A 14,661-nucleotide genomic window follows, 5' to 3' on the forward strand; every position below is an offset into this window, starting at 1 on the left:
TCCTGTTCAGTAAGGTGTCGGGGCCCGTTGGAAGGCGAGGGCGACATTGTGGCCGCCGAATCCGAAGGAGTGGCTGAGGGCCCGCTCGACGCGCTGTCTGCGGGGTTCCTTGGTCACACAGTCGAGGCCGGACTCCGCCGGCGGCGCGTCGAGGTTGGCGATCGGCGGGACGAGGCCGTGCTCCAGGGTCAGCACGGTGGCCACCGCCTCGATCGCGCCGCCCGCCGCGAGGGTGTGCCCGATGACGCCCTTCGGTGCGGTCACCGAGGGCCGGTGCGGGAAGAGCCGGGCGATCAGCGCGCTCTCCATGGCGTCGTTCAGCGGGGTGGAGGTGCCGTGTGCGTTGATGTGGTCCACGTCGCGGGCGGCCCAGCCCGCCCGGTCCAGTGCCGCCTCGACCGCCCGCTGGGCGCCCCGGCCGCCCGGGTCGGGCGCGGTGGGGTGGTGGGCGTCCGTGGCAGCGCCCGTACCGGCCAGCACCGCCCGTGCCCGCCCGCCACGGGCCCGGACGTCCCCGGCCCGTTCCAGTACGAGCACGGCGGCGCCCTCGCCGAGGACGAACCCGTCGCGGTCCACGGCGAACGGCCTCGACGCGGCCGCCGGATCACCGGTGCGCACCGAGAGCGCCCCCATTCCCGCGAACGCGGTCACGACCAGCGGAGTCACCACGGACTCCGCGCCGCCCGCCACCACCACATCGCACTGACCGCTCGTCAGCAGGTCGCGGGCGAGACCGATCGCGGTGGCGCCCGACGCGCAGGCGGTGGCCGGGGACAGGCTCGGTCCGTGGGCCCGCAGGTCGATGGCGACCTCCCCCGCGGCCGCGTTCGGCATCATCATCGGCACGAGGAGCGGGGAGACCGCGAGCGGCCCGTCCGCGTCCAGCCTGCGGACGTTGTCGACGAGTACGGAGACACCGCCCACGCCGACGCCCAGTACGACGCCCACCCGGCCGCCGTCCCAGCGGTCCGGGCACAGCCCGGCGTCCGCCACGGCACGGCGGGCGGCGACAAGGGCCATCTTCACGAACCGCGCCATCCGGAACACGGCGCGTCCGCCGACCGCCTCGTCCAGGTCCGGTCCGTCGGCCCGGCAGGCGAAGTCGACCGGCAGACCGGCCAGTTCCTCGCAGTGCCGGGCCACTCCGGTCCCGGCGCACAGCCCCGCCCAGAAGGTCTGCTCATCGGCGCCCACCGGGGTCACGAGCCCCAGGCCCGTCACCACCGTCGCCGCCCCGTCCCGCACCATGCCGCGGCCCTCCCCCTCATCGTTCACACCCGCCCCCGGTCGAACGGCCGGGCCCCGGTCGAGGTTGCGCCCAATGGGCCGAACGGGTCACTTCCGCGCGGGGCACGTGCGGTCCGGACAGGCGGAGTCCCCGGCCCGGTGGGAAGGGGCCGGGGACTCGGACGCCGTACGGGTCAGGAGGCGTCCGCGCCTCCGTCCTCGCCGTACCTCCGCTCGAATTTGGCGACCTGGCCCTCGGTGTCGACCACCCGGGCCTTCCCGGTGAAGAAGGGGTGGCTCTCGGCGGAGATCTCCACGTCGATGACGGGGTAGGTGTTGCCGTCGTCCCAGTCGATGGTCTGCTCGCTCGACGCGGTGGACCGGGTCAGAAAGGCGTAGCCCGCCGAACGGTCACGGAAGACGACGGGACGGTAGGAAGGGTGCTTGTCCTGCTGCATGGCCTGCTCCTGGGGACGTGCGGGTACCGGCACGGACACTCCCGGCCAGCCTCGCGAACCGCGGCGTCCCGCGCGATCGCACACGTCCGTACGGGGGCATCGGCGCACGTCTGCCGCGGTGGCGCCGTCCGTCCGCTCCCCGGTCCGTCCTGATCCGAGCGAGGGCCCCTACGCCTCCAGCGCGTCGGCCACCAGCGCCAGGAAGCGGGCGTGGGCCCGCGCGCTGCACACCGGCTCCGGGTTCCAGGGCACCACCCGGGCGGTGCGTTCGATCGCCGCCCACGCCTCGTTCGTCCGGAGCTCGTCGAGGGGGGTGGCGTTGACCCGGATGTCGGCGAGCACGACGGCGGGGCGCAGCGCCCCGGCCTCCGCCCAGCCGACCGTGGACCAGTTCGCACCCGGGCCCTCGGCCGGTTCCACCAGGTCGATGCCGAGCTCTGCCAGCACCCGCAGTTCGGGCCACATGCGGGGGCGGGCCAGGTGCGCCTGCTCCTGTCCGGCCGGGGACAGGGCGAGAACCCTGGTCCGGTCCCGTCCCGCGGCGAACGTGCGCAGCCGGTCCCGGGCCGCGTCCAGGTCCCGCGCGGCCGCCGGGGGCTCCTCCGCGCCCAGCGAGCGGGCCAGCAGGGCGAAGCGGTCGCCGGTCTCCGCGAGGGTGCGTGCCTGGCCCACGTCGATGACGACGACGGGGACGTGCTCCTCCAGGTGCTTGGCCGTCTCCGGGGCGAGGCCGTAGACCTGGCCGCCGCCGTAGCTGACGGCCACCACGAGGTCGGGCTCGCCGCTCAGCAGCGTCTCCACGTCCAGCGTGGCGCCCGCGCCGGCGTACGCGACCTCGGTCAGGGGCAGCGATCCGGTCTTCGCGGTGTCGGGCACGGCCGGGTCGTCATGGCCGGAGCCGAATATCCCGATCGGCCGTATCCCGTGGTCCCACAAGGTCGCTCCGGCCTGGACGTAGGCGAGCACCCGCGTCGGGCGCCGCTCGGCGGACGACACCTGTCCACGGTCGTCGGAGAACTGCCATACGGTCTGTTCGCTCACGTCACACGCCTCTCGCCACCGGCCGCTTCGCCCCGTTTCGGGGTCGTACACCTGTACCTGCCCAGCGATCCGGCGTGGCACCCCCGGCACGGCGTCGCTCTACAGGTCCGCCTCCGTGCCGCGCACCAGATAGCTGACGGGCCCGGGGTCCGGTACCGGGAGTTCGGCGAAGCCGAGCCGGTCGTAGAAGGCCCTGGCCGGCGTGTTGGCGGTGAGCATGGACAGATGCACCCCCTCGACGTTCCTGGCGCGCAGGGCTGCCAGGAACGTACGCATCAGCTCTCTCCCGTACCCCCGGCGCTGCCACTCGGGGAGCAGGTCGATGTGCAAGTGGGCCGGGTGGCCGGCCAGTTCGGGCAGGACCATCCGCTCCGGGTGGTGCAGGAGCGCGACCATCTCGTCGGAGGGCCCGCGCGGCGCGCCCTCCGGTCGCGGGTAGCGGTCCTCGACCCGGGGCAGCCAGCGCTCGCGGAACTCCGTCACGAACCGCGGGGTGTCCGCCGTCCCGAGGATGTATCCGACCGCGCGGCCCGTGCCGTCGTCGATGACAAAGGCCAGGTCGGGTTCGAGGTACGCGTACGGTGCGGCGAATATCGACGGCATCAGCTCCAGGTCCGGGTACAGGTGCCGGGAGTCACCGCCGTTGTCCGCCGTCCGGACGCAGATGTCGGCAAGCGCCGCACGGTCGTCCGGGTGGTAGGCACGGGGGCCGGTTCGCGGGGTCATCCCCTCATCCTGCCGCCCTGGGAGCGCTCCCAAAAGACTCGGAGGAAGAAATCGTCGAACACGGCCGTGTTCCGTGTCGATCCGGGTGGCACCCGTTCGTATAGAGGGTGGGAGGCCGGTAGGTCACCGGCGTCGTACCCGAGGAGGCACCCCATGAAGCACTACCTGCTCAGCGTCGTCACACCGGCTGACGGTGTGCCGCCCGAGCCCGCGGAGATGGAACGGATCATGCGCAACGTCGAGGAGTTCCACCGCGAGCTCCAACAGGCCGGGGCCCGGGTCTTCGACGGCGGTCTGAGTGCGCCGGGCACGGCCACCGTCGTACGGGCGGAGGACGGCGGCACGGTGCTCACCGACGGGCCGTACATCGAGGGGAAGGAGTACCTCGGCGGGCTCAGCATCATCAAGGCCCCCGATCCGGACGCCGCGCTCGACTGGGGCCGCAAGGCCGCGCTGGCGATCGGGCTCCCCATCGAGGTCCGCCCGTTCGAGGGTGAAGCGGAGGCCTGATGACGGGCCCGCCCGTCCGGCCCGCCCCGAGCGGCGGACCGGACGAACCGGCCCTGCCCGTCCGGGAGATCGAGCGTCTCTTCCGCGCCGAGTACGGCCGGTGCGTCGCCGTGCTCGTCGGCGCGTGCCGAGCGGGACTTCCTGCGGCGCCGCCACCGGGCACTGCCCGACGGCTGACCGGGGGCTGTCAGCCGTTGACCGCCGTCAGCAGCACCACGGCGTCCTCCAGCGCGAGCAGCCCGTGCCGCTCCTGCGGGATGGGGTGCAGCCGTCCGGGTGCCAGTTCCACATCGCCGGAGGCGGCTGTGAGCCGGACCGTGCCGCGCAGCACCTGGAGGGAGGCGGCGGGCGGGGCGTTGTGCTCGTCGAGCGCGGAGCCCGAGGTCAGCGCGATGACGGTCTGCCGCAGCGGGTCCTCGTGCAGCAGGAGGTGGGCGCTGCGGCCGTGCGGGGAAGTGCGGGCTGCGGCCAGGTGCTCGTCGGCGAGGGCATTCAGATCATTCGGGGCGTCCATATGCCCTACTGTGCCGCAGCCCTCGTTCCCCCGCGATCCTGCCCATGGGCCCCGCCGGGCCCATGGGCAGGTGCGTCCGGTGTCCGGAGGTCAGGCCCGCAGCCACACCGCGGTGTCCTGCGGGAGCCTGCCCGCTCCGTCGAGCGGGCCGCTGGCCAGCAGCACCGCGGTGTGGCGGGGCAGCTCGGCCGCCTCTGCGGCCAGGTTGACAAGGCAGACGAGTCCGTCGGTCCGGGCGAAGGAGAGCACACCGGGCGCCGCGTCCAGCCAGGTCAGCCGGCGGATTCCGGGCTCCCCAGCCGTCCCGAACCCCGGTTCGCCGCGGCGCAGCCGAAGCGCCTCGCGGTACAGGGTGAGCATCGATTCCGGATCGTCGCTCTGCACGTCGGCGGCGTACGAGGACCAGTCGGCCGGCTGCGGGAGCCAGGGTTCGGCGGTGGCGCCGAATCCGGCGTACGGTCCCTGCGCCGACCAGGGCAGTGGTACCCGGCAGCCGTCGCGTCCGGGGTCGGTGCCGCCCTTGCGGAAGTGCATCGGGTCCTGGATGCGGTCCAGCGGGATGTCCACCTCGGGGAGGCCGAGCTCTTCGCCCTGGTAGAGGTAGGCCGCGCCCGGCAGGGCCAGCGAGAGCAGGGCGGCGGCGCGGGCGCGGCGGGTGCCGAGGACCAGGTCCGTCGGCGTGCCGAAGGTCTTCGCGTCGAAGCCGAAGCCGGTCTCGGTGCGGCCGTAACGGGTGACGGTGCGGGTCACGTCGTGGTTGCACAGGACCCAGGTGGCGGGGGCGCCGACCGAGGCGTGCTCGGCGAGCGTGTCCTGGATGGCGGTCCGCAGCAGCCCGGCGTCCCAGGGGCAGGCCAGGAAGTTGAAGTTGAAAGCGGTGTGCAGTTCGTCGGGGCGCAGGTAGCGGGCGAACCGTTCGGTGTCGGGGAGCCAGACCTCGCCGACGAAGACGCCGCCGTACTCGTCGGCGATGGCGCGCCACGAGCGGTAGATGGCGTGCAGTTCGTCGCGGTCGATGAAGGGGTGCGGGTCGCTGCCCTCGACGAAGTCGGGCAGTGCGGGGTCCTTGGCGAGCAGGGCCGCGGAGTCGATCCGTACGCCCGAGACGCCGCGTTCGAACCAGAACCGCAGCACTTCCTCGTGTTCCTGGCGGACCGCCGGGTGCGCCCAGTTGAGGTCGGGCTGCTGGGTGGCGAAGAGGTGGAGGTACCACTCGCCGTCGTCCAGCCGGGTCCAGGGCGTGCCGCCGAATTCGGAGACCCAGTCGTTGGGCGGAATCGCACCGTCCGGGCCCCGCCCCTTGCGGAAGTGGAAGAGGTCGCGCTCCGGGCTGCCGGAACCGGCTTCCAGGGCTGCCCGGAACCAGGCGTGCTGGTCGGAGACGTGGTTGGGCACGATGTCGATGATGGTGCGGATGCCGAGCTCGCGGGCCTCGGCGATCAGTTTCTCCGCCTCGGCCAGGGTGCCGAACGCCGGGTCGATGGTGCGGTAGTCGGCCACGTCGTAGCCGCCGTCGGCGAGCGGCGAGAGGTACCAGGGGGTGAACCAGAGTGCGTCCACGCCGAGTTCGACGAGGTAGGGCAGCCTGGCCCGTACCCCCGCGAGGTCGCCGGTGCCGTCACCGTCGCCATCGGCGAAGCTGCGTACATAGATCTGGTAGATGGCGGCGTCGCGCCACCAGTTCGCGGTGGCCTCGGACGGACGGTTGGCTGCCACGTGACGTTCCTTTCGGGCAGGTGGTACTCCGCCGCCGGCCCGCGTGCGGGGCAGGACGGTCGAGCCGGCGGCGGAGTGCTGAGGGGAGGGCGGCTGTGCGGGTGGTGTGGCGAAGGGGTCAGCCCTTGAGGCCGCCCGCGGTCAGACCGCCCATGATGTTGCGCTGGAAGATCAGGAAGATGAGCAGCGTCGGGATGGACGCGATGGTGAGCGCGGCGATGAGCACGTTCTCGGGAACTCCGTTGGCCAGCGAGTAGATCCCCACGTTCAGGGTCTGCTTGCTCGGGTCGGGGAGGGTGAGCATGGGCCAGAGGAAGTCCTTCCACACCCCGACGACGGCGAAGATGGAGACGACGCCGAGGATCGGCCGGGAGATCGGCAGGACCACCGAGCGCAGGGTGCGCACGGGCGATGCCCCGTCGATGGCGGCGGCGTCAAGGAGTTCTCTCGGGATGGAGTCGAAGAACCGCTTCAGCAGGAAGATGTTGAAGGCGTTGGTGACGGACGGGAGCCAGATCACCCACGGCGAGTTCAGCAGGTTGCGCTGGAAGATCGGCACGTCCAGGACGGTCAGGTACTGGGGTACGACCAGGACGGTGGCCGGGATCATCAGGGTGGCCAGCATCATGCCGAGGATGACCTTGCCGAACACCGGCCGCAGCTTGGACAGCGAGTAGGCGGCGGCGACGTCGAAGATCAGCTGGAAGGCGAGCGCGCCGAAGGCGTAGTACAGGGTGTTGAAGAGCAGCTTGGACAGGTCCATCACGGACCAGGCCCGGCTGTAGTTCTCCGTGTGGATCGAGCTGGGGAACGCCGTGGGCGGGCTCTGCACCACTTCCTGCGTGGTCTTGAGGCCGCCGGTGACCATCCAGTACAGCGGTCCGAGGAAGACCATCGTGAACAGGAGGATCACCGCGGCGAAGATGATCCAGTAGACGGCCTTGCCGCGGCCCCTGCCGAGCTGGGCCGGCGAGATCAGGGTGCGCTGGCGCGCGATGTCGGCGGGGCGCCGGTCCTTGCGCCGCGTGGCCTTGCGTCCGTCGCTCCCGCGCCGGGAGACAAGCGTGTTCGATGCCATGGTCGTGCTCCCGTCCTAGTCTTCGCTGCTGCGGCTCAGTCGTACGTACACCGCGGAGACTCCCGCGAGGACGACGAGCAGGACGAGGCCGAGTGCCGCCGCGCTGCCGTAGTTGTTGAAGTTGAAGGCGTATTGGTAGATGAGGTAGACGACGGTGGTGGTGGAGCCCTCGGGGCCGGCGCCGTTGGTGAGCAGGAACGGCTCGGTGAAGACCTGCATCGTCGCGATGATCTGCATCAGCAGGAGCAGCGAGAGGATGAGCCGGGTCTGCGGGATGGTGACGTGCCAGACCTTGCGCAGCAGTCCGGCGCCGTCCAGTTCCGCCGCCTCGTACAGCTCACCTGGAATCCCCTGGAGTGCGGCCAGGTAGATCAGCGTCGCGCCGCCCATGTTCATCCAGGTCGCCGCGATGACGACCGAGAGCATGGCGGTGTCGGTGTCCTGGAGCCATTGCTGTGCGGGCAGATGGAAGATTTCCAGGATGCGGTTGAAGAGTCCGTAGCCGGGGTCGTAGAAGTACTTGAAGAGCAGTACGGAGGCGACCGGCGGCAGCATCACCGGCAGATAGACCAGCAGTCTCAGATATCCCTGTCCGTGCCGGAACTCGTTGAGCACGACGGCGACGACGAACGGGACGGCGAAGCCGAACACCAGCGCGAGCACCGTGAACAGCAGGGTGTTGCGCCAGGCCTGCCAGAACGCCGGGTCGTTGACGACGTAGGACAGGTTGGACCAGCCGGCCCAGGTGGTCTTGCCGTTCTCGGTCTTCTGGAAGGCCAGGATGAATTCCCGGACCATCGGATACCAGGAGAAGAACGAGAAGCAGAGCACCGCTCCGATCAGGAAGCCATGCGCTGAGATGTTGCGGCGCAGAACACGCAGGAACTCGTCGCGGGCGGAGTTCGGGCGGGTGGGTCCTGCGGGTCCGCGGTGTGGCCTGGTCGCCTTGCCGCTGGACAGGGTAGGGGCCGACATGGTGTCTCCTCGGTGCCGGTGAACTGAAGCGCAGTCGGACGGGTCCGGATGCGGGGCCGGGTCCGCGTGACCCGGCCCCGCGCGTCCGTTACTGGTTCGCCAGAACCTGGTTGACCTGCTGCTCGGCGGTGGAGAGCAGCTTGTCGATGTCGGCGCCCTTGTTGGTCAGGACACCGGACATGGCGTTGTCGAGGATCTTGTAGATCTCCTGCGCCTTCGGCGGCTCGGCCTTGCCCTGGACGGGGTTGTCCATGAAGGCCTTGAAGTTCTCGATGGGCATCGACGCGTTGGTGGTGCGTGACGCGTCGTCCTTGGCCTTGCTGTCACCCAGGAAGAAGTTCGGCTGCGGCAGTCCGACGGGCAGCTTGTCGGCCTTGGTGCGGGCCCAGTCGAACTGCCCCTTGCCCGGGGAGAGGTTCTTGAAGTTCAGCCAGGCGACAGCGGCCTTGATCTGGTCGGGCGAGCTGCCCTTCTTGATCATGTAGTTGTTGCCGCCGAAAAGGGTGCCCTTGGCGCCGGGGATCGGGCCCAGGCCGAAGGTCTCGTACTTGGCGCCGAGCTGCTGCACCATGTACGCGATGTCGTCGGGGGCGGCGAGGAACATGCCGAGCTTGTCGGTGGAGATCTGCTTCTGCAGATCGCCCCACTTCAGCAGCTGGGTCTTGCCCATGCTGTCGTCCTCCCAGCGCATGTCGTGCAGCTGCTGGAGGACCTGCTTGCCGGAGGCGTCGTTGAAGGCCGCCTTCTTGCCGGAGGCGTCCACGACGTCCCCGCCGAGGCCGTACTGGGTGGCCGCGAAGTGCCAGCCGCCGTTGTTGCCGGCGCTGTACTCGCCGAAGCCGGCGATGCCCTTGCCCAGAGCCGCGATCTTCTTCGCCGCGGTGCGGACCTCGTCCCAAGTGGCGGGCGGGGTGTTCGGGTCGAGGCCGGCCTGCGTGAACAGCTTCCGGTTGATCATCAGGCCCATGGTGTAGTTGCTGGTCGGCAGTGCGTAGAGCTTGCCGTCCTTGCGGGCCACATCGATGACCTGGGGCTGGATCTCCTTGAGCGCGGGCACCGACTTGTCGTTGACGTAGGCGGAGATGTCCGTGGCCCCGTCGTTGTCCAGCACCTGCTGAAGGTCGGTGAAGTACGCGTAGAAGACGTCCGGCTGCGACTTCCCCTTCAGCATGGCCGTGAAGCGGGGAGGCTCCAGGCACTGCCCGGGGGTGGACTTTCCGTTGATCGTGACGTTCGGGTAGGTCTTGTTGAACGTCTTGATGTCCTCGTTCCACTCACGCAGCTCCGCGGCCTTGGCCGCCGGCGGCATGCAGTCGATCGAGATCGTCACCTTCGCCTTCGGGTCGAGCGGGGCCGACGGGTCGGACGAACCCTTGGATCCACTGTCCTTGTCACCGTCGTCGCTGCTGCTGCTCGTGCCGCAGGAGGCGAGAGCGGTCAGGGCGAGTGCGGTGACGAGGGCGGCCGCTGAGGCACGGCTTGTACGGCGTGTGCGGCTGAACCCAGCACTTCTCATCGATGGTCCCCTTCGGGCATGAGCATGGAAGGCCCTCGGCCGGCTCTCTGCCGGGGCGAGGCACACTCAACCAGCGCCGACATGTGAACGCAATATCTCGCGCAGTTTTCGTAAAAGTTTGACAGTGCGTTGCATGCCCTGTGTGATGCACGACAGAGGCGTGCCACTCGGCTCCAGAGAGCCGAGACAGCACGCCAGGGGTGGTTCCGCATGGTTCGTGACCGGTCGCCGGTTCCGTTCCTGCAAACTTCGCACGTGCGGACGCAAGGAATTTGCGCACCACGGAACGCCGTCCGGCTGACCGGACGGCGTCCCTGTGCGCAAGGGCCGCTACGGGTTGATGTTGATCTTCATGGTGGAGGTCGTGTTCTTCACGTCCTGCGCGTTGCCGCTGAGCTTGAGACCGTTGAAGGTCACCTCACCGACGGCGGGCCCCTGGCCGGCCTCCGGCATCTCGTTGGCCCACAGCCCGAAGCCCGACTTGGCCTCCAGGGCGTCCCCGCTCTTGCGGGCGCCGGAGATCGAGATGTCGGTCAGCACGGTGTCCTTGATCGGGAACTGTGGCTGCCCTCCCACGTAGTTGGTCTGGAACATGATGCCGCTGTACGTCGGGTCGACGATGTCGACGTTGTTGATCCTGATGCCCTGGAACACCTTGGAGGCGGAGAACAGCCAGATCCCGGGGAAGGTCTGCGTCCCCCAGAAGTGGCCGCCCGAGCGGATGACCGACACGTTCTCGATCGTCGTCGGCTCGGTCCCGAATCCGTTCATCGGGTAGCCGAAGTCCAGCGAGCTCACCGTGATGCCCGAGTAGACCAGGGTGTCCGCGATCAGGATGTTGCGGAAGGTGTTGTCGAAGCCGCCGTAGACGGCGACACCCGCCGCGCGCCAGGTGAGGATCGAGGTGAGGTTCTCGTACACGTTGTTCTTCATGTCCGAGCCACCGGAGTCGATCGCCGAGAACAGGGCGAAGCTGTCGTCGCCCGTGGCCCGGGACTCGTTGTTGACGACGTGGTTGTCCGTCGAGCCGTTGGTCATGTTGATGCCGTCGGCGAACGTGTCACGGATGCGGGAGTTCTTGATGGTGATGCTGTCGGTGTTCGCGCCCCAGTAGAGGCACACCGTGTGCTCGTTCCAGACATTGTCGATGGTGATGTCCGAGACGTTGGAGAAGTCGAACACCTTGCCGGGGCCGTCGATGCGCGAGGTGTAGTTCCCGAAGTACGCGAAGTTCGCGAACGACGAGCCCTTGGCGCTTGCCTCGGCACGGAAACCGTTGTCGGTGTTCTCCTGGCCCGAGGGTGCGAAGAACCTGGTGTACCAGGGACCGGCGCCGACGACCTTCACGGCCTTTCCGTAGACCTGGAACTTGCTCGCGGTCTGGTAGTCACCGGCCGGCAGGTAGACGCCGACCAGCTTGCCCGTGGTGTCCATCCGCACCTTGTCCAGGGCGTTCTGGACGTCCTGGTGGGTGAATCCGGCGGGCACGGCGTAGGCGGCCGGGTCCGGGTTGGCGATCTGGGTGGCCTGCTCCAGGCTGACGAAGTCGATCGCGTAGGTGGAGGTGTTCGCGGCGTCCTTCTGCAGCCGGATCTTGCTGCCCGCCGGGACGGTCTTGCCCAGCATCACGTTCGCCTCGTCGTAGATGTGCCGCGGCGAACCCGCGCCCGGGGAGTTCCCGGGACCGGTCTCGGCGCCGTACAGCCAGGCGTACTTCGAGGTGAGGTCGATCGCCTTGAGGAAGACGCCGTCCACGTAGAGGTTCAGCTTGGATTCGATGCCTCCGCCGCCCGCGGAGTCGGGGATGGAGAACCGGGTCACCAGGGTGTTGGTGCTCGCCCTGGTGGTGAACTCCACGTAGTTGCCGGTGCTGTTGAGGGTCACGGCCTTGCGGCCGGAAGCCTCGCCCGCGACGTCGCCGACGGTCCGGTTCGGACCGACGACCTGGGCGCCGCCGCCGGTGACGCCGTCCTCGGCCTCGTACATGTCGTACGGCATGTCGGCGCCGCGGCCGACGAAGAGCGAGCTGGTGGAGGTGTTGTTCTCGCGCTTCACCGGGAGTTCGTTGGCGTCGTCCGCGATCACCGTCCTCACGGAGTACGAACCGTTGGCCGCCGTCCAGCTGCCCAGGCTCACCGGGGCGCTGGTGGCGCCCGCGGCGATGGCCCCGGTGTAGGTGCCGGTGAGGGTCTTCACCGTGGCGCCCTTGGAGTCCAGCAGGGTCAGCGTGATGGCGTGGCCGCCCGCCGCGGACGCCACCGTGCCCTGGTTCTTGATGGCTACGGAGAAGGTGACGTTCTGCCCGTTGGACGGGGCGGACGGGGAGGTGCTGACCCCGGTCGCCACCAGGTCCGAGCTGGCGACCGGCTTGACGACCAGGGCGGTCGCGCTGGTGTAGGTGTTGTCGGTCTCGTTCTGCTCGATGACCTCGTTCGCCGGGTCGGCGACGGCACTGAGTTCGTAGCTGCCCGCGTCGCGCGGTCCGATCTCCGCACTGACCTGGGCGGAGGCCCCGGCGGCCAGCGCGCCCACGGACGCCGTGGCGACCTTGGAACCGCCGAGCCGGAATTCGAGCTTGCTCGCCGGCGCCGCGACCGGACCGCTGTTGCGCACCGTCGCGGTCAGGGTGATCGGGTCCGACTCGACGGGCGCGGCGGGAGCCGCGGTCACCGAGCTGACCTGGAGGTTCGGGTTGGGTGCCGGAGCGCCCAGGACCTGGAACTCCGCGACCTGACCGGCACCGGAGCCGGTGTTGGAGTTGAACTTGAGCTGGACGTCGGCGACCCGGCCGCTGACCGGAATGGTCACCGCGTTGCCGCCGGCCGGGCTGAACGCGTAGTCCTTGGCCGCGACCAGACTGGTGAAGGCCGAGGCGCTCTGTTCACGGCCGAGCACCTGGATGTTCTGGGTCCTGGCCCCCCAGCTGCTGTCCGGGTTGAGCTTGACGACGACGCTCTCGGTCTCCGCGTTGGCGCCGAGCTTGACCGTCAGCGTGTTCGGGTAGCTGCCCCCGGCGCCCTCCCAGTAGGTGGTCAGGCTGTTGTCGTTGGCGTTCTCCGCGACGAACGTGTGGACCACGGACGAGGCGGTGATGGGCTTGCCGATCGCGAGGTTGGACGCCGCGCTCGTGCTGCCGTTGCGGGTGACGGTGTTGCTGTCGCCCGACACGTTGCCCGCCGCGTCCTTGGCGCGGACGGTGTAGGAGACCGTGGTGGCGGCGGACTGGGTGTCGGTGTAGGTGGTGACATCGCCCGCGACGCTCTTGCGCAGCACGTTGTTGGCGTAGATGTCGTACCCGGTGACGCCCTTGTTGTCGGTGGAGGCCTGCCAGACCAGCTTGATCTGCCCGGCGGTCGGCTCGGTGAAGCTCAGGTTGCCCGGTGCGGTCGGCGCCTGGGTGTCGCCCGAATCCCCGGTACGGGTCACGGTGTTGCTGTTCGCCGAGGTGTTGCCCGCCGCGTCCTTGGCCCGGACGTAGTACGACACGGTGGCACTGGCCGGACGGGTGTCGGTGAACGTGGTGACGTTGCCGGCCACGCTGGTGAGCAGCGTGTTGTTGGCGTAGATGTCGTAGCCGGTGACGGCGGTGTCGTCCGTCGACGCCTTCCAGGTCAGCTTGATCTGCCCGGTGGCCGGTTCGGTGTACGCCAGTTGCGTCGGCGCGGTCGGCGCCTGGGTGTCACCGGACACGGGGCCGTAGATCTCCAGCTCGGAGACCTGGGCGCCCGGCTGGACGGAGTTGGCGGAGACGAGGACGCGTACGTAGCGCGTGGTCGTGGCGTCGAAGGTGATCGTCGCCGACTCACCGGCCGTCGGGCTGAAGGTGTACGCCTTGGACTGCGTCAGGTCGGTGAAGTCCGTGCCGTTGGCGCTGCCCTGGATCTTCAGCGTCTGGCTGCGGGTCTCCCAGCCGTCCGGCAGGCGCAGCACCACCCGGTCCACCCGTACCGAGGACCCGAGATCCGCCTGGAGCCACTGCGGCAGGTCGCCGTTGCGGCTCTCCCAGTAGCTGGCCGCGTTGCCGTCGTTGGCCTGGGCGGCGGTGTACGTCTGGGTGTAGCTGCTGGCCGTCAGCGTACGGCCGGCGGCCAGGTTCACCGACGACTCGGCCGCCGCGCGGACCTCCAGCTCGGCGAGCTGGCCGTTCTTCGCGACGGTGTTCTCGGTGATGTTCGCCCGTACGAACCGGGCCTGGGTGGCCGGGAAACCGATGGTCACCTTGTTGGAGCCGCCCGGCGCGAACGTGTAGGCGGCCGAGGTCTTCAGCGTCGAGAAGCTGGTGCCGTCGGCGCTGCCCTGGAGTGACAGGGTCTGCCGGCGGCTCTTCCAGTCGGCGGGAAGCTTCAGGGTGACCTGGTCGATGCGGGTGACCTTGCCCAGGTCGCTCTGCACCCACTGGGGCAGGGCGCTGCTCGCCCCCTCCCAGTACGTCGACTGGTCACCGTCGGAGATGTTCCCCGCGGCCTTCCCGCTGCCGGCGCTGCTCGCGGCCGTCTTCTGGTCGGCGGCGATGTTCGGGCCGCCGGCCGCCGAGGCGTTGAGTGCCGGCCAGCCGATCATCAGCAGGCTGGTGGTGACAGTGGCGGAAAGGACCCGCCATCTCCAGCGTTGCGGTCTCATAGGTCCCCGATCTTCGGCCTCGGCGCAGGGCGCGTCCAAGGCGCGGCTCTTTCTGCGTACCTGCTGGGGCATGGTTTCCTGCACCCACAGGATGGACTTTTGCGTATTGCGGTCAGAGAGTTGCAGAGAATTAACGGGGAGTCCACTGTCGCGGCAGAACCTGAAACGTAAACGGACTCCCCCACACCGCCTCAACTGCCCCGACAAATAAGGCAATAGATGGCTCATCGCCGCGTTCGCAAACGGCCTGCAATTTACGCAAAAGATTTGCGCAAAAGTG

General features: G+C 69.4%; 11 protein-coding genes. 1 reads left to right on the forward strand and 10 read right to left on the reverse strand.

The window, feature by feature from the left end; translation table 11 throughout:
• Positions 1–6: 6 nt before the first annotated feature.
• The 4 genes from ACIO3R_RS21040 to ACIO3R_RS21055 form a co-directional block, all read right to left on the reverse strand.
• Entirely contained in the window at positions 7–1,248 is a 1,242-nt protein-coding gene (locus ACIO3R_RS21040; protein ID WP_402107824.1) for a beta-ketoacyl-[acyl-carrier-protein] synthase family protein, read from the reverse strand.
• A 173-nt stretch (positions 1,249–1,421) separates the two neighbouring features.
• Positions 1,422–1,685: a type B 50S ribosomal protein L31 gene (locus tag ACIO3R_RS21045; RefSeq protein WP_363021730.1), complete on the reverse strand. Its 264-nt coding sequence runs from the start codon at positions 1,683–1,685 to the stop codon at positions 1,422–1,424.
• Between the two features lie 168 nt (positions 1,686–1,853).
• Complete coding sequence (locus tag ACIO3R_RS21050) at positions 1,854–2,726, reverse strand: ABC transporter substrate-binding protein (protein ID WP_402107627.1); 873 nt, start codon at positions 2,724–2,726, stop codon at positions 1,854–1,856.
• Between the two features lie 99 nt (positions 2,727–2,825).
• Positions 2,826–3,452 (reverse strand): GNAT family N-acetyltransferase, encoded by a 627-nt coding sequence (locus ACIO3R_RS21055; protein WP_402107630.1) that lies wholly within the window; start codon positions 3,450–3,452, stop codon positions 2,826–2,828.
• Positions 3,453–3,605: 153 nt separating this feature from the next.
• On the opposite strand from ACIO3R_RS21055, the gene ACIO3R_RS21060 reads away from it, so the two are divergent.
• Entirely contained in the window at positions 3,606–3,962 is a 357-nt protein-coding gene (locus ACIO3R_RS21060) for a YciI family protein (RefSeq protein ID WP_385032059.1), read from the forward strand.
• 187 nt (positions 3,963–4,149) lie between these two features.
• Here the strand turns inward: ACIO3R_RS21060 and ACIO3R_RS21065 are convergent, their stop codons facing one another.
• The 6 genes from ACIO3R_RS21065 to ACIO3R_RS21090 form a co-directional block, all read right to left on the reverse strand.
• Complete coding sequence (locus ACIO3R_RS21065) at positions 4,150–4,476, reverse strand: cupin (RefSeq protein ID WP_385032056.1); 327 nt, start codon at positions 4,474–4,476, stop codon at positions 4,150–4,152.
• Positions 4,477–4,566: 90 nt separating this feature from the next.
• Positions 4,567–6,192 (reverse strand): glycoside hydrolase family 13 protein, encoded by a 1,626-nt coding sequence (locus tag ACIO3R_RS21070; protein WP_402107632.1) that lies wholly within the window; start codon positions 6,190–6,192, stop codon positions 4,567–4,569.
• 118 nt (positions 6,193–6,310) lie between these two features.
• Entirely contained in the window at positions 6,311–7,270 is a 960-nt protein-coding gene (locus ACIO3R_RS21075; RefSeq protein ID WP_385032050.1) for a carbohydrate ABC transporter permease, read from the reverse strand.
• Positions 7,271–7,285: 15 nt separating this feature from the next.
• Positions 7,286–8,245: a sugar ABC transporter permease gene (locus ACIO3R_RS21080; protein WP_362958986.1), complete on the reverse strand. Its 960-nt coding sequence runs from the start codon at positions 8,243–8,245 to the stop codon at positions 7,286–7,288.
• An 88-nt stretch (positions 8,246–8,333) separates the two neighbouring features.
• Positions 8,334–9,761 carry an extracellular solute-binding protein gene (locus tag ACIO3R_RS21085; protein WP_402107636.1) on the reverse strand — a complete coding sequence of 476 codons (1,428 nt, stop codon included), beginning with the start codon at positions 9,759–9,761 and terminating at the stop codon, positions 8,334–8,336.
• Positions 9,762–10,091: 330 nt separating this feature from the next.
• Positions 10,092–14,381 carry a discoidin domain-containing protein gene (locus ACIO3R_RS21090; RefSeq protein ID WP_402107638.1) on the reverse strand — a complete coding sequence of 1,430 codons (4,290 nt, stop codon included), beginning with the start codon at positions 14,379–14,381 and terminating at the stop codon, positions 10,092–10,094.
• Between the last annotated feature and the right edge of the window lie 280 nt (positions 14,382–14,661).

It is taken from the genome of Streptomyces sp. NPDC087428 (assembly GCF_044744085.1).
Classification (GTDB): domain Bacteria; phylum Actinomycetota; class Actinomycetes; order Streptomycetales; family Streptomycetaceae; genus Streptomyces.